The organism is Pseudonocardia sp. Cha107L01 (assembly GCF_052566575.1).
The window spans coordinates 9818607-9838136 of record NZ_CP199579.1; the positions used below are offsets into that span (position 1 = coordinate 9818607).

Annotated in this window: 22 protein-coding genes; 7 read left to right on the forward strand and 15 right to left on the reverse strand. The window is 71.1% G+C overall.

Annotated features, from left to right (window positions below; all coding sequences use genetic code 11):
- Window positions 1-23 precede the first annotated feature (23 nt).
- A complete protein-coding gene (locus ACTXG6_RS46250; RefSeq protein WP_445185639.1) occupies window positions 24-659 on the forward strand; it encodes a TetR/AcrR family transcriptional regulator in 636 nt (211 codons plus the stop codon).
- On the opposite strand, the gene ACTXG6_RS46255 is transcribed toward ACTXG6_RS46250, so the two are convergent.
- Entirely contained in the window at window positions 604-1659 is a 1056-nt protein-coding gene (locus tag ACTXG6_RS46255) for an alpha/beta fold hydrolase (RefSeq protein WP_445185640.1), read from the reverse strand. The two genes, ACTXG6_RS46250 and ACTXG6_RS46255, sit on opposite strands and share 56 nt — an antisense overlap.
- Window positions 1659-2570: an AurF N-oxygenase family protein gene (locus tag ACTXG6_RS46260; protein WP_445185641.1), complete on the reverse strand. Its 912-nt coding sequence runs from the start codon at window positions 2568-2570 to the stop codon at window positions 1659-1661. The genes ACTXG6_RS46255 and ACTXG6_RS46260 overlap by 1 nt, the downstream gene beginning before the upstream one ends.
- A 90-nt stretch (window positions 2571-2660) precedes the next feature.
- Here ACTXG6_RS46260 and ACTXG6_RS46265 point away from each other — a divergent pair, with 90 nt between their 5' ends.
- The gene (locus tag ACTXG6_RS46265; protein WP_445185642.1) at window positions 2661-3446 is read left to right on the forward strand and encodes a TetR family transcriptional regulator; all 786 of its coding nucleotides are present in this window, start codon (window positions 2661-2663) and stop codon (window positions 3444-3446) included.
- 87 nt (window positions 3447-3533) lie between these two features.
- Here the strand turns inward: ACTXG6_RS46265 and ACTXG6_RS46270 are convergent, their stop codons facing one another.
- Complete coding sequence (locus ACTXG6_RS46270; protein ID WP_445185643.1) at window positions 3534-3764, reverse strand: DUF3107 domain-containing protein; 231 nt, start codon at window positions 3762-3764, stop codon at window positions 3534-3536.
- A gap of 469 nt (window positions 3765-4233) precedes the next feature.
- On the reverse strand, window positions 4234-4857 hold the full coding sequence (locus tag ACTXG6_RS46275) for a ferritin-like fold-containing protein (protein ID WP_445190301.1): 624 nt from the start codon (window positions 4855-4857) through the stop codon (window positions 4234-4236).
- A 349-nt stretch (window positions 4858-5206) separates the two neighbouring features.
- On the opposite strand from ACTXG6_RS46275, the gene ACTXG6_RS46280 reads away from it, so the two are divergent.
- Both ACTXG6_RS46280 and ACTXG6_RS46285 read left to right on the forward strand, forming a co-directional pair.
- The gene (locus ACTXG6_RS46280; protein WP_445185644.1) at window positions 5207-7105 is read left to right on the forward strand and encodes a DEAD/DEAH box helicase; all 1899 of its coding nucleotides are present in this window, start codon (window positions 5207-5209) and stop codon (window positions 7103-7105) included.
- A 28-nt stretch (window positions 7106-7133) separates the two neighbouring features.
- Complete coding sequence (locus ACTXG6_RS46285) at window positions 7134-8348, forward strand: Rv3212 family protein (protein WP_445185645.1); 1215 nt, start codon at window positions 7134-7136, stop codon at window positions 8346-8348.
- A 51-nt stretch (window positions 8349-8399) separates the two neighbouring features.
- Here ACTXG6_RS46285 and ACTXG6_RS46290 read toward each other — a convergent pair whose 3' ends face one another.
- The 5 genes from ACTXG6_RS46290 to ACTXG6_RS46310 form a co-directional block, all read right to left on the reverse strand.
- On the reverse strand, window positions 8400-8678 hold the full coding sequence (locus tag ACTXG6_RS46290) for a hypothetical protein (RefSeq protein WP_445185646.1): 279 nt from the start codon (window positions 8676-8678) through the stop codon (window positions 8400-8402).
- Window positions 8679-8688: 10 nt separating this feature from the next.
- Entirely contained in the window at window positions 8689-9495 is an 807-nt protein-coding gene (locus tag ACTXG6_RS46295; protein ID WP_445190302.1) for a RecB family exonuclease, read from the reverse strand.
- A gap of 97 nt (window positions 9496-9592) precedes the next feature.
- Window positions 9593-10450 carry a PHP domain-containing protein gene (locus ACTXG6_RS46300; RefSeq protein WP_445185647.1) on the reverse strand — a complete coding sequence of 286 codons (858 nt, stop codon included), beginning with the start codon at window positions 10448-10450 and terminating at the stop codon, window positions 9593-9595.
- A gap of 9 nt (window positions 10451-10459) precedes the next feature.
- Window positions 10460-10990 carry a PH domain-containing protein gene (locus ACTXG6_RS46305; protein WP_445185648.1) on the reverse strand — a complete coding sequence of 177 codons (531 nt, stop codon included), beginning with the start codon at window positions 10988-10990 and terminating at the stop codon, window positions 10460-10462.
- Between the two features lie 36 nt (window positions 10991-11026).
- Complete coding sequence (locus tag ACTXG6_RS46310; protein ID WP_445185649.1) at window positions 11027-11245, reverse strand: hypothetical protein; 219 nt, start codon at window positions 11243-11245, stop codon at window positions 11027-11029.
- 62 nt (window positions 11246-11307) lie between these two features.
- Here ACTXG6_RS46310 and ACTXG6_RS46315 point away from each other — a divergent pair, with 62 nt between their 5' ends.
- A complete protein-coding gene (locus ACTXG6_RS46315) occupies window positions 11308-11724 on the forward strand; it encodes an NUDIX hydrolase (RefSeq protein ID WP_445185650.1) in 417 nt (138 codons plus the stop codon).
- A 64-nt stretch (window positions 11725-11788) separates the two neighbouring features.
- Here the strand turns inward: ACTXG6_RS46315 and ACTXG6_RS46320 are convergent, their stop codons facing one another.
- Both ACTXG6_RS46320 and ACTXG6_RS46325 read right to left on the reverse strand, forming a co-directional pair.
- Window positions 11789-12733, reverse strand: coding sequence for an aldo/keto reductase (locus tag ACTXG6_RS46320; protein ID WP_445185651.1), 945 nt, complete (start codon window positions 12731-12733; stop codon window positions 11789-11791).
- On the reverse strand, window positions 12734-13237 hold the full coding sequence (locus tag ACTXG6_RS46325) for a MaoC family dehydratase (protein ID WP_445185652.1): 504 nt from the start codon (window positions 13235-13237) through the stop codon (window positions 12734-12736).
- Window positions 13238-13520: 283 nt separating this feature from the next.
- Here ACTXG6_RS46325 and corA point away from each other — a divergent pair, with 283 nt between their 5' ends.
- Together corA and ACTXG6_RS46335 are read left to right on the forward strand one after the other, a co-directional pair.
- Complete coding sequence (gene corA, locus ACTXG6_RS46330; protein WP_445190303.1) at window positions 13521-14576, forward strand: magnesium/cobalt transporter CorA; 1056 nt, start codon at window positions 13521-13523, stop codon at window positions 14574-14576.
- Window positions 14577-14599: 23 nt separating this feature from the next.
- Window positions 14600-15589, forward strand: a complete 990-nt coding sequence (locus ACTXG6_RS46335) for a DUF5914 domain-containing protein (protein ID WP_445185653.1) — start codon at window positions 14600-14602, stop codon at window positions 15587-15589.
- Here the strand turns inward: ACTXG6_RS46335 and ACTXG6_RS46340 are convergent, their stop codons facing one another.
- From ACTXG6_RS46340 to ACTXG6_RS46355, 4 genes are all read right to left on the reverse strand, one after another.
- The gene (locus tag ACTXG6_RS46340) at window positions 15590-16381 is read right to left on the reverse strand and encodes a class I SAM-dependent methyltransferase (protein WP_445185654.1); all 792 of its coding nucleotides are present in this window, start codon (window positions 16379-16381) and stop codon (window positions 15590-15592) included. It abuts the gene before it with no gap.
- Window positions 16378-16893, reverse strand: a complete 516-nt coding sequence (locus ACTXG6_RS46345; RefSeq protein WP_445185655.1) for a general stress protein — start codon at window positions 16891-16893, stop codon at window positions 16378-16380. Before ACTXG6_RS46345 ends, ACTXG6_RS46340 begins: the two co-directional genes overlap by 4 nt.
- Window positions 16894-16928: 35 nt before the next feature.
- On the reverse strand, window positions 16929-18122 hold the full coding sequence (locus ACTXG6_RS46350; RefSeq protein WP_445185656.1) for an acyl-CoA dehydrogenase family protein: 1194 nt from the start codon (window positions 18120-18122) through the stop codon (window positions 16929-16931).
- A gap of 75 nt (window positions 18123-18197) precedes the next feature.
- Entirely contained in the window at window positions 18198-19169 is a 972-nt protein-coding gene (locus ACTXG6_RS46355; RefSeq protein WP_445185657.1) for an HpcH/HpaI aldolase/citrate lyase family protein, read from the reverse strand.
- Window positions 19170-19530 lie beyond the last annotated feature (361 nt).

Below are 19530 nucleotides of genomic sequence, written 5' to 3' on the forward strand. Positions count from 1 at the left end.
GACTCGCCGGTAGGGTAGGTGCGGTGACCGAGATCGCGCGCCCACCCGCCGCCTCCGGGCAGCGCGGCGTACGGCTGTCCCGGGGCGCCCGGCGTACCCAGCTGCTCGGTGCGGCGCGGGACGTTTTCGCCGCCCAGGGCTACCACGCCGCCGCCATGGACGACATCGCGGACCGGGCCGGCGTCAGCAAGCCGGTGCTCTACCAGCACTTCCCGAGCAAGCTGGAGCTGTACCGGGCCCTGCTGACCACCTACGCCGACGAGCTGCTCGGCCGGCTGCGCAGCGCGCTCGAGGAGACCTCGAACAACGAACAGCGCCTGCGCGGCGCGATCTCCGCCTACTTCGACTTCGTGGCCAGCGAGGGCCAGGCGTTCCGGCTGGTGTTCGAGTCCGACCTACGCAGTGAGCCGGAGATGGCCGCGGTGCTGGACCGGGCGCTGAGCCAGTGCATCGACGTGGTGGCCGACGCCGTCACCACGGACGCCGGCCTCGACCGGGAACGGGCGCGGCTGCTCGCCGTCGGGCTGGTCGGGCTGAGCCAGGTCACGGCGCAGTACTGGCTGGACTCCGCTCAGGCGGTGCCAAGGGAAGAGGCGGTCGAGCTCATGTGCCGGCTGGCGTGGCGCGGGCTGGGCCACTTCCCGATGATCCACGACTGAGCTGATCGACGACTAGTTCGCGCGCTCCGTCGGCCGCGGTCTCGGCGACTCGCTCGGCGACGGTCTCGACGAGCCCGCGCAACCGGCCAACTACCCCGTCCACCCGCTCCAGCGGCAGCATGTGCCCGGCACCCGGGTACAGCGTCAGCCTGGCCCGGCGCGCGGTGTCCACGATCCGCCGGGACTGGTAGACCGGCGTCAGCTTGTCGCTGGTACCGACCAGAACCTCGGTCGGGATGTGGTCGAACGCGGCCAGCGCGGCGTCCCGGTCGTGTTCGTTCAGCGTCGGCCGGAAGCCCACCATGACGGCCGGCCGGCAGTCGGCGAGGCACCGGGAGGTGATGCGCAGTGCGCCCCGGTCCGCGCCCTTGCCGACCAGCAAAACGCGCATCGCCGGCACCAGCAGCGCCGGCCGCCGGCTCAGCGCCGCGCGGCGGTCCACCCAGGCGGCCTCGGCCAGCTTCGCCTCGCCCTTGCGCACCAGTCCGAGCATCCGCACGGAAAGCCCGAGGTTGGTGTCCGCCAGGCCTCCCGACGCGGTGGAGACCAGGGCCACCCCGGCGACCCGGGAGGCCAGCAGCTCGGGGTGCCGCTCGGCCAGCGCCATGATCGCCATGCCGCCCATGGAGTGCCCGGCGAGCACAACCGGGCCGGTCGGGGCGAACTCGGCGATCAGCTCCGCCAGGTCGTCGGCCAGCCCGTCGATCGTCATGTCCGCGCGGGCCGGGAGCTCACTGCGCCCGTGGCCGCGGTGGTCGTAGCGGATCACCCTCGGCGGCAGCCGGCCGGGCGGGCCCTCGGTCAGCGCCCTGGCGACCGGACCCCAACTGCGCGAGTCCAGGGTCCAGCCGTGCGCCAGGATCACGGTGACCGGCGCGGCCGGCCCCCCGGGAACGTCTCCGCGCCCGGCGCCGGCGCCGTGGATCTCGCCGTCGATCTCACCGTCGATCTGCACGTGCAGCCCGACGCCGGCCGAGGTGCGAAAGCTCCGCGTGCCCATCAGACCAGGAATGCCTTCCGCCAGAGAACCTCGCTCGGGCCACTGATCATGCCCTGCTCACGCAGGAACGGCACCAGCTTGCGGGCCGACCAACGCACGGTCGCCTGGTGGTGCGGGTTCGCCCTGGCCACCTTGCGCGCCTTCTTCGGGTCCAGCCCGACACTGCGGTAGACGTCCGGGTGGATCAGGTTGGTGGCGATCCGGTGCGCGCTGATCGCGGTCAGCCAGCGGCCGACGGTGCGCTGCAGCCGGTTCTCCTGCTTGGTGACCCTGGCCAGCTCCTCGCGGGCGTAGCGGACGTGCCGGGCCTCCTCGGTGACGTGGATCTTGCTGACCATCCGGGTCAGCGGCTGCACCGTGTTGTCCTTCATGCCTTCGCGCTGCAGCTGGTCGGTGATCTCCTCGGCGACCAGGGTGCCGGCGAACATCGCCGAACCGGACGCGATGGCCTTGAACAGCCGACCGGCCTGCTGGGTGTGCCAGCGCGGCTTGTAGTCCGGCACGCCGTAGCGCTCGGTCATCTTGGCGAACATCACCGAGTGCCGGCACTCGTCGGCGATCTCGGTCAGCGCGTACTGGATGTGCTGGGTGCGCGGGTCGCGGTCGTAGGCGTAGCGCAGCAGCATCTGCATCAGGATGATCTCGAACCAGAGACCGACCCTGGCGATGCTGCAGACCTCGTGGATGGACAGCGTGATCCGCTGCTCCTCGGTGAGCTGGTCCCAGAGCTCGGTGCCGTAGAGCGACACCCGGTGCATGGGCATGCCGTAGGCGCCCTCCACCAGGGGGGCGTCCCAGTCGATGTCCAGGTTCGGCTCGTAGGAGTGCTCCAGCGAGCTGCGCAACAGCCGCTTGGCGGTACTTTCGCGGGCCTCATGGTCCGTGCTGACGCTCAACGTCTCGGCGCTCATGCCGTGCTCCTCTCCAAAAGCTTCGGTAAAGCTTGTTCAGGGAGTTATTCAGGCTTGACGTTACCGTCGGTAACTGTTACCAACAGTATCGTGGATAAGGAACCTGTCAAGCCCCGAGCCAGCGGACGTTCGGCACGCTGGGCCGCGCACCGCGCGCAACGCCGGGTGGAGCTGATCGAGGCGGCGGTGGAAGCGATCCGGCAGCACGGCGCCGGAGTGTCGGTCGCGGCGATCGCGGCCGCCGCCGGGGTCACCAAACCGGTGCTCTACCGGCACTTCGCCGACCGTGCCGACCTGCAGCGCGCGGTCAGCGAGCGGGGCGCGCAGATGCTGCTGCACCGACTGGTTCCCGAGCTGATCAACCAGCGCGAGCCGGCGGAGCGGATCCACGCCATCGTGGACGCGTTCCTGGCCGGCGCCGAGGACGAACCGGAGCTGTGGCGGTTCGTGGTGCACAACCCGGGCGGCGACCGGGACGCCAGCGCGGACGTAGTGGCGCACAACATGGCCCTGGTCGCCGGCCTGATCACCACCGCGCTGGTCGACGCACTGCGCCAGCGCGGGCGTGCCGTCGAGGGGGCAGAGGCCTGGGCCTACGGGCTGGCCGGAATGGTCTACACGGCCGGGGACTGGTGGTTGCAGCAGCGCACCATGAGCAGGAACACGCTGACCAGCTATCTGACCAGTCTCATCTGGGGCGGCCTCGCCGGTGTGCTGGACGGCGAACAGGCCGATCCGGCACCGACCGGGACGGCCCTCGCCGGAGCGGGCGGCCCCGCGCTCACCGCGAACCCGGACCAGGCCACCGGGGATCCGGGACAGAACGGCCCGAGCCTGCCACTACGACTGGTGGCCGGACCGGACGAGAAGAAGTAGCCGGCCCTGCCCAGCGCGGTGCAACCACGCAGGGCACGAGCGGGCCCTGCCCAGCGCGGCGTTACCACGCTGGGCGGGGCCCGGAGATCAGCTGCCGACGGCGAAGCCGACCCGGCGGGAGTCCGCCGGCCCGATCTCGACGTAGGACACCCGAGCGGACGGGAGCACGAAGCGGCGGCCCTTGTCGTCCACCAGGCTCAACAGACCGGTGGGGTTCTTCAGCGCGTCACTCACCAGCGCCTCGACCTCGTCCGGCGTCTGTGTGCTGGACACCACGAGTTCGCGCGGGCTCTCCGCGACGCCGATCTTGACCTCCACGCCAAACCTCCAGGCCGAAATTCTCCGAGAACCGCATGTCGAAACCGCGCTGTCGCGGATCCGTAACGCCGGCCAGGCTAGTCGAGCGGCGGGCCCGGCGTGGTGGCGGACCCACCAGCACCCCGCCGAGTTCACCGAGGGCGCAACCGCCGCCGGCGCCGGCTGGTTGTTACCGAGCTGCACACCGGGCAGGTTTCGGGGGCGCAAAACCTGCCTCCTGTGCAGCTCGGTAACAACAGGCACGCCATCGGACGTGGCGGGCCACGGCGGCGCCCACGTCGGGGGCGTCAGCACGCCCGCGCAGGCCACCGACCTCGCCACCGGCCCAAGACACCGGGCCGAAACGGCAGGCGCACGCCCGCGAACGCAAGCCACCCGCGCCCTACGCAACCACTCCCGCCGCCGGCGCCGGACCGCTGAGTCGAGCGCTGAGTCGGGCGCTGAGTCGGGCGCTGGGTCGGGCGCTGGGTCAGGACAGGCCGAGGGCCGCCATCCGCCGGCTGTGCTGGGTCTGCAGCTTCTTGAACAGAGCCGCGACGCCGGACAGGTCGCCGGAGCCGCGCACGAAGAACTCGGCGAGCTCGTCCCGCTCGGCCACCACGTGCTGGGCCTGGCTGATCGCCTCGCCGAGCAGCCGGCGGCCCCACAGCGCCAACCGGTCCCGGACCTGGCGGTTGCGTTCGATCGCGGCGGCGACCTCCCGCTCGGCGAACGCACTGTGCCCGGTGTCGGCCAGCACCTGGCGCACCAGTGAGCTGGTCGGCTCCGGCAGCCAGCCGGCGACCTCCCGGTAGAAGTCGGCGGCGAGCCCGTCGCCGACGTAGGCCTTGACCAGCGACTCCAGCCAGTCGTGCGGCGCGGTGCTCAGGTGGTACGCGTCCACCGCGCGGACGAACGGGGCCATCGCGTCCTCGGCGAGCATGCCGAGGCCGGCCAGGTGCTCCTCGAGCAGCCGGTAGTGGCCGATCTCGGCGGCCGCCATGCTGGCCAGGTCGGCCCGGCCGGCGAGGGTCGGCGCTGTCCGGGAGTCCTCGGAGAGCCGGTCGAACGCGGACAGCTCGCCGTAGGCCAGCGCGCCGAGCAGGTCGACCACCGCCGCGTTCGGCGGACCCCCGGCGTTCCGGGGCCCTTCAGCCTCCGGCGAACCGCCGCCGTTCACCGTCGTCCCGGCACTCACTTTTCGACCCCGCTCGGCCGGTCTGGCGTGCTCATATCCACGAGCCTAGCGACCGAGTTGGCGACGCGAGGCATGTCACGGTGACTGAACTGGGACGTACGCGGTATGATGTTGTTCAACGCAGCGCTGTCAGCCGGCGCGCGTAAGTGCGGACACCCGAAATTCCAGCTGCTGTATGGACAGTCCGGGCCCGCGACAACATTGTGCGCGTGAGCAGCGCCTTGCCGTCTCTCCCGTCCGGCCAGTACCGGGGGCGGTCGACGAGATGGCCCTGGCCTCCGCGCGCAGGAGAGAGGCGATTGTTCTGACCGTAGACAGCGAGACCACCGAGACCACCCCCGACAACTCCACAGCGGCCAGCCCGGGCGCTCCGCCTGCCCCGCTGGATGCGGAACCGTTGCAGGCCGGCGCCCCAGTCCGTTCGGACTCCCCCACCTTCGCTGAGCTGGGTGTGCGCCCCGAGATCGTCCGCGCACTCACCGATGTGGGCATCGAGCGCACGTTCGCCATCCAGGAGCTGACGCTGCCGCTGGCGCTGGCCGGCGAGGACGTCATCGGCCAGGCGCGCACCGGCACCGGAAAGACCCTCGGCTTCGGCGTGCCGCTGCTGCAGCGGTTGCAGCCGAGCCAGGGCGAGAAGGACGTGCCGCAGGCCCTGGTTGTGGTGCCGACCCGCGAGCTGTGCGTGCAGGTCGCCCGCGACCTGGCCGACGCCGGCCGCCACCTCGGCGCCCGGGTCACCGCCATCTACGGCGGCCGCCCCTACGAGCCGCAGGTCGCCGAGCTGCGCCGCGGCGTGGACATCGTGGTCGGCACTCCCGGCCGCCTGCTGGACCTGGCCGAGCAGCGCCACCTGGTGCTGGGTCGGATCAGCGCACTGGTGCTGGACGAGGCCGACGAGATGCTCGACCTCGGCTTCCTGCCGGACGTGGAGCGGATCCTGCGGATGCTGCCCGAGCAGCGCCAGACCATGCTCTTCTCGGCCACCATGCCGGGACCGATCATCACCCTGTCCCGCACCTTCCTGACCCAGCCGACGCACATCCGCGCCGAGGAGTCGGACGCCAGCGCAATCCACGAGCGCACCCGCCAGCTGGTCTACCGGGCGCACGCACTGGACAAGGTCGAGCTGCTGGCCAAGGCGCTGCAGGCGTCCGACCGCGGTCTGACGATGATCTTCACCCGCACCAAGCGGACCGCCCAGCGGGTGGCCGACGACCTGTCCGACCGCGGCTTCGCGGTGGCCGCCGTACACGGCGACCTCGGACAGGGCGCCCGGGAACAGGCGCTGCGCGCGTTCCGCTCGGAGAAGGTCGACGTACTGGTGGCCACCGATGTGGCTGCCCGCGGCATCGACGTCACCGGCGTGACCCACGTGGTCAACTACCAGTGCCCGGAAGACGCCAAGACCTACATCCACCGGATCGGCCGCACCGGCCGGGCCGGGCGTGAGGGCGTGGCGGTCACCCTGGTCGACTGGGACGAGATCCCGCGCTGGAAGACGATCAGCGACGACCTCGGGCTGAACATGCCCGAGCCCGCGGAGACGTACTCCACCTCCGAGCACCTGTTCGCCGAGCTGGGTATCCCGACCGAGGCCGGCAGCCGCCTGCCCCGCGCGAGTCGCACCCGGGCCGGGCTGGACGCCGAGTACATCGAGGACGACGGCCCGCGCGGCCGCCGCGACCGGGGTGCCCGCGGCAGGACCGGGCCCAGCCGGGGCGCCAACAATGGCCGCCGCGGTGGCGAATCGTCCCCCGACGCGGGCGACCGGCCCGATGAGGCACCCCGGGCCGCACGCCCGCCCCGCCAGCGCCGTCGGCGCCGCGCCGGGATGGACGACGGCGTGGCCGGGCAGGAGCAGTCGGACGGCCAGGTCGAGACCGCCAACTCCTCGGCCGACGTCGAGGCGGGTGGCGGCAACGCCACCAACGGCAGCGCCACCAACGGCAGCGTCGCCAACGGCAGCGTCACAAACGGCAACGCCACCAACGGCAGCGTCACCAACGGCCACGTCGCCAATGGCACCAATGGCACCAATGGCGAGGTCAACGAGCTGTCCACCGCCGGCCGGTCCGCCGGTGGTGCCCGCCGCCGGCCGAGGCGCCGCCGCCGCGGTGGCTCGGGCTCGGACTCCGCCGCCCCGGATGCCGCTGCCAGCTGAGCGTTCCGACTGAAGAGACGGACTGAACGTGCTCCGGGCGGAGCGCCGCCGCCGGGGTGACCTGGTGGCGGCCGGCGTTCTGGTGCTGGTCGTCCTACTGGGCATCGTGGTGGTCGTCGCGACCAGTTCGGCCGTGCACACCACGTCGATCCTCGCCACCGGCCCGGTACCCGCCGAGCCGGAGGCCCCGCCGAGGGTGCCGGCGACCCTCACCGAGGCGTGGCGGGCACCCAGCGCGGCCACCCCCACGCCGGTCGCGGTCGGGCCGGTCGTGGTCACCGGCGACGACTCGACGGTGGTCGGCCGCGACCCGATCACCGGCGCGCAGCGGTGGAGCTACCAGCGCGACGTTCCGCTGTGCACCATCGGTGCCGAGTGGGGCCGGGCCATCGCGGTGTTCCGCAACGGCCGGTACTGCAGCGAGGTGACCTCATTGCACGCCGGGACCGGGGCGCGGGGCCCCCAGCGCAACTCCGACGTACCGGTGGGCACCCGGCTGGTCTCCGACGGCTACCTGGTCACCGCGACCGGCTCGAACCACCTCGAGACGTGGCGCTCCGACCTGGTCAAGACCATGGAGTACGGCCAGCTGAGGGCCGACATCCAACCGGGCACCCAGCCCCGCCCGGACTGCCTGCACACCTCGGTGGCGGTCACCGAGGGACGCCTCGGTGTACTGGAGCGCTGCCCGGGCGAGGCCGGCGACCGGCTCACCGTGCTACTGCCGGACGAGACCGAGGCGGACCGGCCCAACCAGGATGTCAGCACCCTGCTGCCCACCAAGGGGGCCCGACTGATCGCGCTCACCGCCGACCGGTCGGCGGTGCTGCTGCCCAACCCGGCCCGGCTGAGCATCCGGGGCCACGACGGCGCCGAGCTCGCGAGCTACCCGCTTGACCTGCCGCCCGGCGACCTGGCCGGCGACCCGCCCGGTGAGGTCGTGCCGACGACCGATATCCCCGGGGCGGTGCTGTGGTGGACCGGGTCCCGCACCATCGCGCTGGACTCCACGGACCTGCACCCGCTGTGGACCGTCCCGGGGGCGCTCGGGCCGGGCACCCTGATGGCCGGCGCGCCGGTGCTGCCGGTGCCGAACGGCCTGGTGGAGCTGAACCCGGCGGACGGTCGCGTGCTGCGCACGGTGGCGGTCAACCGGGGCGACTACCAGGGCCCGGTCATGTTGGCCGCGCTCGGTCCGGTACTGCTCGAGCAGCGCGGCCCGACCGTCGTCGCCCTGCGCTAGCCAGCATCCCGAGGGCGCCGTCCCGGCGGCGGCGACCAGGACCGAGCGGGCTCAGGTCCACCAGAAGACGACGCTGACCACCAGCGCCACCAGCAGTACGCCACCGGCGGCGGCACGGCCGACCCGATCGGCGCGCCGGTCCGCGATCCGCTGCAACAGCACCGCCAGTACCGCCGCCACCAGGTGCGCGACCAGCAGCCGCGCCCTCGGGCCGGGGTCGTCGTTGGAGAACGCGAGCGCCCACACGGCGAGCATGGCCACCGCGAGCACGGTCAGCCCGGCGGCCAGCGCCCCACCGGTCGCGCGCAGCAGCCGCTCCGGTGCCCTCAAAAGGCGGTCCTCACGGAACCAGCAGAGCCCACGGCTCCACCTCCGGGGCGGCCGCCCGCCCCTCGGCGCAGTGCCGCCGGAAGTCGCAGTACGCGCAGCGCGCCGACGGCCGCGGCGGGAAGAGCACCTCCGGGTCCCCGCCGGCGGCCAGGGTGTCGGTGGCCAGCGCCGCGTCGTCGGCGGCCTCCTCCATCCGGACCAGGTGCCGCTGCAGGGACGGCTCGCTGTGCTCCCACGCGGCCACCTCACCCGACGGCAGGTGGTGCAGCTCGACGCGGCGGCAGGGTTTGCGCAGCGTGCGCCGGGCGGCCAGCGCGTACAGCGCGAGTGCCTGCGAGGCGCGGGCGTCGTCCACCGTCAGCGCGTGCCGGCCGGTCTTGTAGTCGACCACCACGAGCTCGCCACCGCGCTGGTCGATCCGGTCCACCCGGCCCTCCGCGACGATCCGCCCGGTGGGTGTGGACACCCAGCGCTCGAGCCCCACCGGGTCGTCCGTCACGTCGAGGTCGGCCACGTAGTCGGCGACCCAGCCCCTGGCACGCTCCCGGTACTTCTCGATCTGCGCGTCGTCCCGGAAACCCTCGCTGACCCAGTGCTTGGTGACCAGCCGGGCACCGTTCTCCGGGGTGCGCTCCTCGACAGGCAGGTCGAACAGGGCGCGCAGCGCGTTGTGCACCACGGCGCCGAGGGTGCTGTGTGCCCAGGCGCCGCCGCGCGGCAGGGCCGGGCGGTCCAGGTAGTTCATCCGGTAGCGCCGAGGACAGTCCAGCCAGGTGGACAGTTTCGACGGGGTGACCTTGAAAAGCTTCCGGGGCATCCCCTCGAGGCTCAGCTGCCCGTTCACGAGAGCTACCGTAACGCCCGGCCCCGACCGTTCTCCCGGCACCGGTCGACGCGGCGCCGTCAGAGCGCTCCTAGTCCAGGACCTCGATCGCGGTGGCGCCGGCCACCAGCCGCTCGAACATCTCCGGGTCGGTGGTCTCGGCGGCGATCGGGGTGGTCTTGTTGGTGCCGTGGTAGTCGCTGGAGCCGGTCGCCACCAGGCCCAGCTCGGCGGCGAGGCCACGCAGCGTGGCGCGGTCCGGGGCGTCGTGGTCGGGATGGTCCACCTCGACGCCGGCCAAGCCCGCCCCGGCCAGGTCGGCGATCACCGAAAGCTCCACCACCCGGCCCCGCCGCCGCGCCAGCGGGTGCGCGAACACGCACACCCCGCCGGCCGAAGTGATCATCTCGATGGCCGCGTCGACCGGGGTGTCCGCCCTGGGCAGGTAGTACCGGCTGGAGTTGTTCAGCAGGCTCTGGAACGCCTCGTTGACGCTGCCGACCACGCCCTCGTCGACCAGTGCCCTGGCCAGGTGCGGGCGGCCGGCCGGCAGGTCGGGTGGGAAGCGGTCCAGGAAGGTCGCCGGGTCCACCGGGTAGCCGTCCTCGGCCATCCGGGTCACCATCTTGACCAGCCGCACCCGCCGCTCCGCCCGCAGCCGGGTCTGCTCGGTGACCACCGCGGCGTGCTCCGGGTCGAACAGGTAGGCCAGCAGGTGCACCGACACCCGGCCGCCGCGCCCGTCCGGACTCACGCAGGACAGCTCCGCGCCGCGGACCAGCCGCAACCCGTCGGGCTTGGCCTTCGTCGCCTCCGCCCAGCCGGCGGTGGTGTCGTGGTCGGTCAGCGCGAGCACGTCGATGCTGGCGTCGGCGGCGATCCGCACCAGGTCGGCCGGGTCGTCCGTGCCGTCGGATCTGCTGGAATGGGTGTGCAGGTCTATCCGCAAGCCGCTGGCCTACCGCCGCCGGGGCTTGGCCAGCAGATGGGACCGGGTCTGCTTCTTGTCACCGAAGATCAGTTCGGTGAGCGCCTCGTAGATCTCCTCCGGCCGGGGCATGTAGTCGATCCGGTTCAGCGCCTGGATCTGCCCGGCGGACTCGATGATCATCGTGCCGTAACCCATCAACCGACCGGTCATCGTCCGCTCGAAGGTGAGGTCGGTGACCTTGCCGAGCGGCATCATGCCGATGTTGTGGGTCAGGATGCCCTTGGAGAGCATCACCCGCTTGTCCGTGATGACGATCCGCTCCACCCACCACAGCGCCACGAAGATGGTCAGCCGGGCCACCACGACGAGCCCGCCGTAGAAGGTCAGGTTGTCGATCACCAGGCTGGCCGGCAGGTACCGCTGGAGCGCGACCAGGATGCCCAACGCGATCGCGGCCTGGGTCATGTCGTTGAGCATCACCGACCAGTGCTGGCGCACCCTGATGACACGACGCTCGGTCGGGAGCAGGTATTCATCGATCTCTCTCGGAGCCAGCACTGCAGGTACCTCACTTGCTAGCGGTGCCTACCGAGGTTAGACCGTGTGGGAGATGAAGGTGACGACCGAGTTGCCCGCATCACGCAGGTTGCCCATGAGGTTGTTGACCGACCCACTCGCGCTGGTCGGCTTGGAAATGATCCAGAAGAGCACAAAGATCACCACGACAAAGCCCACGAGCTTCTTGAGATTCACCGCGAACCACCATCCGAGCGTTGAGGCATTGCCAGCCATGTCGGTCTTGTTGTACAGCACGGAGCGCCAACGTGTGAATACGACAGGCGGGCATACGCCAATAGGGTGAATAGGGTAAAAAAGTGACTGAGGGTGACAACAAGATCGCCTGCGTGGGCGCGGTGATCCACGACCGTCGCGGCAGGTTGCTGCTGATTCAACGCGGGCAGGAGCCCGGGCGCGGTCTGTGGTCGCTGCCCGGCGGGCGGGTCGAGCAGGGTGAGACCGACCACCAGGCGGTTGTCCGGGAGGTCGCGGAGGAGACCGGGCTGCGGGTCCGGCCGGGACGGCTGGTCGGGCGGGTGGAGCGGGCCGCGTCCGCCGGGGCCGTCTATGCCATCGCCGACTACGCCTGCGAGCTCGCCGGCCCGGACCAGCTCGCGCCGGGCACCGACGCCGACGACGCCCGTTGGGTGGACGCCGCCGACTACGCCGGGTTGCCGGTCGTGTTCGGCCTGACCGAGGCGCTGACCGACTGGGACGTACTGCCGTCGGCGTGAGAGACCGGGTGATCGGGACCGCATCGGGACCGCATCGGGACCCACATCGGCAGGGCCGCACCCGCTACGGCACGGGCGCACCCCGGGCGGCGGTGAACAGCCGGTACCACTCGATCCGCGACATCCGGCCGGCCTGTTCGACCGCGTCGCCGCAGGCGCGGATGCGGGCCGGGCTCGCCGTGCCGATCACCGGCTCGATCCCGGCCGGGTGGCGCATCAGCCAGCCCAGCACGATCGCCTCGGGCGTCGTGTCCTTGTCCCGGGCCATCTCCGCGACCAGCGCCGCGGCCTCCCGATCGGGCGGGGTGGGCTGGTGCGAGGTGCTCCCGGAGTAGATCCCCTGGGCCAGCGACCCCCAGGCCTGCAGCCTGACGGCGTGCGTGCGGCAGTACTCCAGGGTGCCCTCCGGGAAGCTGTGCGCCAGCGCTGCCGGCTGGTTGACCAGGATGCCGCTCTCCAGCCAGTCCCGTTTGTACAGGCTCATCTCCAGCTGGTTGACGATCAGCGGCTGCCCGATCTCGGTCCGCAGGAACGCCAGCTGCGCGGCCGACATGTTCGACACCCCGAACGCCCGGACCAGGCCGGCGTCGCTCAGCTCGGTGAACGCCGCCGCGATCTCCGCCGGTTCCAACAGCGGGTCCGGGCGGTGCAGCAGCAGCACGTCGACATGGTCGGTGCGCAACCGCTCGAGGCTGCCCCGGACCCGCTCGAGGATGGCCGCCGCGCTCAGGTCGTAGTGCGCCGCCAACCCGGCCTCGCCCAGCCGGATGCCGCACTTCGTCTGGATGCGGATCCGGTCGCGCAACCCCGGGTCGCGGTCCAGCACCTGACCCATCGCGGCCTCGGACTTGCCCTGGCGGTAGATGTCGGCCTGGTCGAAGGCGGTGATGCCGATCTCCAGCGCCGCGTGGATCGCCTGCTCGGCCGCGTCGACGTCCTCGGCGGTCAGCGCGGCGTCGGACCAGTCGCCGCCCAGGCCCATGCAGCCGTAGACGAGCTCGGCGACCACTCAGCTCACCGGGGTGGGTCGGCCCGGCTGCTCACCGCCCCTGGCCTCACCGTACGAGCGCTTCGGCACCATGACCTTGCGTCGGTACACGCAGACCAGCACGCCGTCCTGGTTGTGTCCCCTGGTCTCCACGTAGACGATGCCCCGGTCGTTCTTGGACTTCGACTCGGTCTTGTCCAGGACCTCGGACTCGCCGTAGATGGTGTCGCCGTGGAACGTCGGCTTGACGTGCTTGAGCGACTCCACCTCCAGGTTGGCGATCGCCTTGCCGGACACGTCGGGCACCGACATGCCGAGCAGCAGCGAGTAGATGTAGTTGCCGACCACCACGTTCTTGCCGAACTCGGTGGTCTCCTCGGCGAAGTGCGCGTCCAGGTGGAGTGGGTGGTGGTTCATCGTCAGCAGGCAGAACAGGTGGTCGTCGTACTCGGTCACCGTCTTGCCCGGCCAGTGCTTGTAGATGGCACCGACCTCGAACTCCTCGAAGTACCGACCGAACTGCACCTCAGACGCCTCCTTGACTCGAACGGGGTGTTTGCGGGGTACATTAGGCAGTGGGATGACCTGAGATCACGTTGGTAGGTGGATCTCACACGGGGAGGTGGAGCCATGGACGCTGCGCCAGGTTGCAGTAGCCGGGTCCCCACCTCGGGAGTCGGCTAGCCGACTCCCGCACGGCGGGGACCACAAGTCCGCCAGCTGCCCGGAACCGCACGGTTCCGGGCCCCCGACCTGGAAGTAGGTCGCCGTGCCCAACCTGCCCTCGATTCGGTCCAGAGGCGCCCGCATCAAGCTCCCGGCGCGCTCCAACGGCATCGCGGTACCGCACATCCCGGTGCCGCTCTCGGCCTACGTGGTCGACTGCGCGGTGTATGTCGACGGGCACCGGCTGCCCGGCCGCTGGAGCCACGACCGGGCCGTGCAGGAGGTGCGCAGCCGCGACGACGCGTTCGTCTGGGTCGGGTTGCACGAGCCGGACGACGAGCAGATCACCGGCATCGCGGAGACCTTCGGACTGCACGAGCTGGCCGTCGAGGACGCGGTGCACGCGCACAACCGGCCCAAGCTCGAGCGCTACGAGGACATGCTGTTCGCGGTGTTCAAGACGGTCTGTTACGTCGGCCACGCGGACCCGACCACCGCCGCCGAGCTGGTCGAGACCGGCGAGGTGATGGCGTTCATCGGGCACGACTTCGTGGTCACCGTCCGGCACGGCAACCACTCCGGCCTGCACGAGGTCCGGATGAAGCTGGAGGAGGACCCGGAGCAGCTCGCGCTCGGGCCGGCCTCGGTGCTGCACGCCATCGCCGACCACGTGGTGGACAGCTACCTGGAGGTCACCGACGCCATCGAGGCCGACATCGACCTGATGGAGAGCCAGGTGTTCGAGCCGCGCTCCAACGTGGACTCCGAGCAGATCTACGTGATGAAGCGCGAGGTGCTGGAGCTGCGCCGGGCGGTGATGCCGCTCGGGCCGCCGCTGCGCCGCCTCGCAGAGGGCTACAGCTCGCTGATCCCGCACGACGTGCGGTCCTACTTCCGCGACGTCGACGACCACCTGACCACCGTGGCGGAGCGGGTCACCGGGTTCGACGAGCTGCTCACCACGCTGGTCGACGCGGTACTCGCCAAGATCACGATGCGGCAGAACGACGACATGCGGAAGATCACCGCGTACGCCGGCATCATCTCGGTGCCGACCATGGTGGCCGGCATCTACGGGATGAACTTCGACCACATGCCCGAGCTGCACTGGACCTACGGCTACGGGATGGTGTGGATGGTGATCCTCGCCGTGTGCACGTTCCTGTACCGCACCTTCCGCCGGAACAAGTGGCTGTGACCGGACTTAGCTAGCCTGCCGCTATGACCCCGCCGCCTCGGTTCAACCCGCTGCGCCGCCTGCGCATCCCGGCGTGGTCGGAGCAGCGGCCCAGCTGGGCCGACGCGAACCCCTCGGTCATCGAGGGCGCGCTGCGCCGGGCCACCGACCGCCCGAGCGGCAACTGGTTCGTGCTCGGCGCCAGTACCCAGCTGCGGCGGGACCGCCCACTGGGCCGGACCGTGGCCGGCGTCGAGCTGGTGGCCTGGCGGGACGCCGACGGCGGCGTGCACGCCGGTCCGGGCGCCTGCCCGCACCTGGGCGCCCCGCTGTGCGACGCGGCGGTAGCGGGCGGGCAGCTGGTCTGCCGGTGGCACGGGCTCACACTGGGCGCCGCCGGGCGGCCCAGCTGGACACCGTGGCCCGCGCACGACGACGGGGTGCTGATCTGGGCCCGGCTGGACGAGGTCGGCGGTGAACCGGCCCTGCCGGCCCCGGTGCTGGCACCCCGGCCGCCGGCGGCGCACAGCGTGGTCGCGGTGGCCACCATGGCCGGGCGCTGCGAGCCGAGTGACGTGGTCGCCAACCGGCTCGACCCGTGGCACGGCTCCTGGTTCCACCCGTACTCGTTCGCCAACCTGCGGGTGATCTCCGCGCCGCCGACCGAGTGCGCCGAGGCCGACGACCGGTTCGTCGTCGAGGTCTCCTACCGGGTCGCCGGCCAGCTCGGCGTGCCGGTGATCGCCGAGTTCAGCTGCCCCGAGCCGCGCACGGTGCTGATGAGGATCGTGGAGGGCGAAGGGGCCGGCAGCGTGGTGGAGACGCACGCCACCCCTCTCGGCACCGGCCCGGACGGCGCGCCCCGCACCGCCGTCATCGAGGCCACCCTGGCGCACTCGGCGCGCACCGGTTTCGCGGTGGCCCGGGCGGCCGCCCCGCTGCTGCGCCCGCTCATCCGCAGGGCCGCCGCCCGGCTGTGGCGCGACGACCTGGCCTACGCCGAGCGCCGGTACGCGCTGCGGGCCAAGGACTGATCAGCCGGCCGGTGGGTCCGGGGCCCGCGCGGCGGGCTCGGCCGCGTGCGGAGCGGGGCGGCGGGCCACCCAGGTGTGCACGATGCCCCGCTGCCAGCCGGGCACGGTCGCCTCGCGCGCGTCGACGAACCCGGCTCCCTCCAGCCGACGCCGGAACTGTCGCGCCCCGTCGAACCCGAGCACGCTGCGCCACAGGTACCGGTACAGCGCACTGCTCCTGGTGACGACCGCGCCGGAGGGGATGATCACGCCCCAGCTGACCGCCGTCCAGACCGCGCGCGCCCGCGCCGAGTCGGCCACCGAGTAGTCGTGCACGGCCAGCGTGGCACCGGGGCGCAGCAGCTCGAACATCGTGCGCAGCCCGGCGTCCGGGTCGGGCAGGTTGCGCACCAGGTAGGCGGCGAACACCGCGTCGAACTGGCCGGTCACCCCCGCCGGCGGCAGCTTCTCCGCGAGCTCCTCGGCCCTGGCGTGCACGAAGCGCACCGACGCCGGCCAGGACTTGGCCTTGGCAACGTCGAGCATCCCGGCGGAGGCGTCCACCGCGACGATCTCGGCCCTGGGCGCGGCGTCCAGCAGCGCGGCGGTGGACGCACCGGTGCCACAGCCCAGGTCGAGCAGCCGCAGCCCGGCGCCCTGAGCGGGCAGCCCGAGGCGGCGCGCCGACATCCGCAGGTGCTCGTGGTACCCGGGGTTCGCGCCGACCAACCGGTCGTATCCCCTGGCGGCCGTGTCGAACGCCGCCGGGACCTCGGCCGACCGCAACCGACCGGGCTCCCGATCGGGCGTCATGTACCCGGAGCGCCGGAACCCATCGCCAGCTTGGCCAGCATCTCCTTGGCCTTCTCCGCGTTGCGCGGCTGGCTGAGCACGTCGTAGCGGCCGGCCACCAGCTGGCTCGACGAGGTGAAGTCGCGCCGGCCCCGGGTCAGCGCGTAGCTCAGTGCGGCGAACACCACGCTGAACAGCACACCGGCCACCAGCCCGATCACCAGCGCGCCGGCCTGGTTGTTGAAGTAGGCCAGCAGCGCGCCGACGAACAGACCCATCCAGACGCCGGACGCCGCGCCGCTGCCCAGCACCCGGCCCCAGGTCAACCGGCCGATAACCCGCTCGACCAGCATCAGGTCCACCCCGACGATCGTCACGTCGCCGACCGGGAACTCGTTGTCGGCGAGGTAGTCGACGGCCTGCTGCGCCTCCTCGTAGGTGGCGAACGAGCCCACCGGCCAGCCGGTCGGCGGGGTGGGCAGGTTGGGCAGCCCGGGACTGTTGCGCCCCGGGGTGCCGAACGGAGTCGTCACGGTGCCATCTCCTCGAGCTCGACGAGTAGATCAAGCTACCGTGAACGGTACTCCCGCAGCAGACCGCGGCTGATGATCGTCTTCTGAATCTCCGATGTACCCTCGCCGATCAGCAGGAACGGCGCCTCGCGCATCAGCCGCTCGATCTCGTACTCCTTGGAGAACCCGTAGCCGCCGTGGATCCGGAACGACTCCTGGGTGACCTCCGAGCAGAACTCGCTGGCGAGCAGTTTGGCCATGCCGGCCTCGACGTCGAAGCGCTCGCCGGAGTCCTTCAGCCGGGCCGCGTTGACCATCATCAGGTGCGCCGCCTCGACCTTGGTGCCCATCTCGGCGAGCTTGAACGCGATGGCCTGGTGCTGCGCGATCGGCTTGCCGAAGGTCTGGCGCGACTGGGCGTAGTCGATGGCCAGCTCGAACGCCCGGATCGCGATGCCGCAGGCGCGGGCGGACACGTTCACCCGGCCGACCTCGACGCCGTCCATCATCTGGGCGAACCCGCCGCCGCGCTTGTCGCCGAGGATCTGGCCGCCACCGATCCGGAAGCCGTCGAACACCGCCTCGGTGGTGTCGACGCCCTTGTAACCCATCTTGTCGAGCTTGCCGGGGATGGTCAGCCCTGGCGACACCTCGCCGAAGCCCTCCGGCTTGTCGACCAGGAAGCAAGTCAGGTTCTGGTACGGCTTCTCGGCACCCTCATCGGTCTTGACCAGCAGCGCGATCAGGTTCGAGCTGCCGCCGTTGGTCAGCCACATCTTGGCGCCGTCGATGACGAAGTCGTCGCCGTCCTGCTTGGCGCGGGTCTTGATCGCCGCCACGTCGGAGCCGAGGTCCGGCTCGGACATCGAGAAGGCACCGCGGATGGCACCCTCGGCCATCTTCGGCAGGTAGTGCTTCTTCTGCTCCTCGGTGCCGTGGTGGCTGATCATGTGCGCCACGATGAAGTGCGTGTTGATCACGCCGGAGACGCTCATCCAGCCGCGGGCGATCTGCTCCACGACCAGCGCGTAGGTGAGCAGCGACTCGCCGAGCCCGCCGTACTCCTCCGCGATGGTGAGCCCGAACAGGCCCATCTCCTTCATCCCGTCCACGATGTCCTGTGGGTAGGTGTCGGAGTGCTCCAGCTCCTGGGCGTGCGGGATGATCTCCTTGTCCACGAACGACTTGACCGTGGACAGGATCTCCTGCTGGACGTCGGTCAGACCGGCGGTCTGGGCAAGCCGGGCCATGGGGTGCCTCCTGGCGTGGTGCGCTGCTCTGCGCTTCTAACGATTCTGCGCTTCTAACGGTGGTGCGCGGGCCGGTCAGCTCTCCGGCGGGGTCCACTTGTCGCCGCGCTGCATGCCGGCCGCGCGACCCTTGCCCGAGATGACCAGCGCCATCTTGCGGGAAGCCTCGTCGATCATCTCGTCGCCGAGCATCGCGGCGCCCCGCTTGCCACCCGCCTCCGAGGTGTACCAGTCGTAGGAGTCCAGGATGTTCTCCGCGTGGTCGAAGTCGGCCTGGCTCGGCGAGTAGGCCTCGTTCGCCGCCTCGATCTGACCGGGGTGCAGCACCCACTTGCCGTCGAAGCCGAGCGCGGCACTGCGGCCGGCCACCCTGCGGAACCCGTCCACGTCCTTGATCTGCAGGTACGGGCCGTCGATGGCCTGCTTGTCGTGCGCCCGGGCGGCCATCAGGATGCTCATCAGGATGTGGTGGTAGGCGTCGCCGACGTCGTAGCCGGGCGGCTGCTCGCCGACCACGAGGCTCTTCATGTTGATGCTGGCCATGAAGTCGGCCGGGCCGAAGATGATGGTCTCCACCCGGGGCGAGGCGGTGGCGATCGCGTTGACGTTGATCAGCCCGAGCGCGTTCTCGATCTGCGCCTCGATGCCGATCTTGCCGACCTCGTAGCCCAGGGTCTTCTCGATCTGGGTCATCAGCAGGTCCAGCGCGACGACCTGCTCGGCGGTCTGCACCTTGGGCAGCATGATGGCGTCCAGGTTGGCGCCGGCGCCCTCGACGACCTCGGTGACGTCGCGGTAGGTCCACTCCGTGGTCCAGTCGTTCACCCGGACCACCCGGGCCTTGCCCTCCCAGCCACCCTCGTTCAGGGCGGCCACGATGGTCTTGCGGGCGCCCGGCTTGGCCAGCGGCGCACAGGCGTCCTCGAGGTCGAGGAAAACCTGGTCGACCGGCAGCGTCCGCGCCTTGTCGATGAACTTCTGGCTGGAGCCGGGCACCGCCAGGCAGGATCGGCGGGGCCGGGGGCTGCTCACGCGCTCCGTGCTCAAGTCGGTCTCCTTGTCCTCTTTGACGCGAATCGTCGGTGATGTTTCCACGACACCGGCGGTTTGGCGCACTCGAGGTGATTGGTTTCTCACCCAACCGAGGTCATCCGGGGAGTACCGACGAGTAACTCGGCCCGATCGTGCGCGGCGCGTCGCGCCCCGGTGCGCTCCCCGGGGCAGTTCCGTGATCATCAGTACCTGAGGGCTGTTTTGAGTCCGGAAAAAAGCCCTCAGGTACTGATGATCACCGAACCCAGCGACGGATCACCGAACCCGGCAACGCGCCGACAACCCTCGATCGTGAACGATTTTCGCGTTCCGCACCGGCGACCAGGTGCGTGCGTCCACTGTGCGGATGTGCTCA

What these genes read in the sequence shown, in the direction of transcription:
- ACTXG6_RS46255 (WP_445185640.1), bottom strand. Translation starts at nt 1,659, where the DNA reads ATGGGCACGCGGAGCTTTCGCACCTCGGCCGGCGTCGGGCTGCACGTG.
- ACTXG6_RS46260 (WP_445185641.1), bottom strand. Translation starts at nt 2,570, where the DNA reads ATGAGCGCCGAGACGTTGAGCGTCAGCACGGACCATGAGGCCCGCGAA.
- ACTXG6_RS46280 (WP_445185644.1), top strand. Translation starts at nt 5,207, where the DNA reads ATGGCCCTGGCCTCCGCGCGCAGGAGAGAGGCGATTGTTCTGACCGTA.
- ACTXG6_RS46295 (WP_445190302.1), bottom strand. Translation starts at nt 9,495, where the DNA reads ATGCCCCGGAAGCTTTTCAAGGTCACCCCGTCGAAACTGTCCACCTGG.
- ACTXG6_RS46335 (WP_445185653.1), top strand. Translation starts at nt 14,600, where the DNA reads ATGACCCCGCCGCCTCGGTTCAACCCGCTGCGCCGCCTGCGCATCCCG.
- ACTXG6_RS46340 (WP_445185654.1), bottom strand. Translation starts at nt 16,381, where the DNA reads ATGACGCCCGATCGGGAGCCCGGTCGGTTGCGGTCGGCCGAGGTCCCG.
- ACTXG6_RS46350 (WP_445185656.1), bottom strand. Translation starts at nt 18,122, where the DNA reads ATGGCCCGGCTTGCCCAGACCGCCGGTCTGACCGACGTCCAGCAGGAG.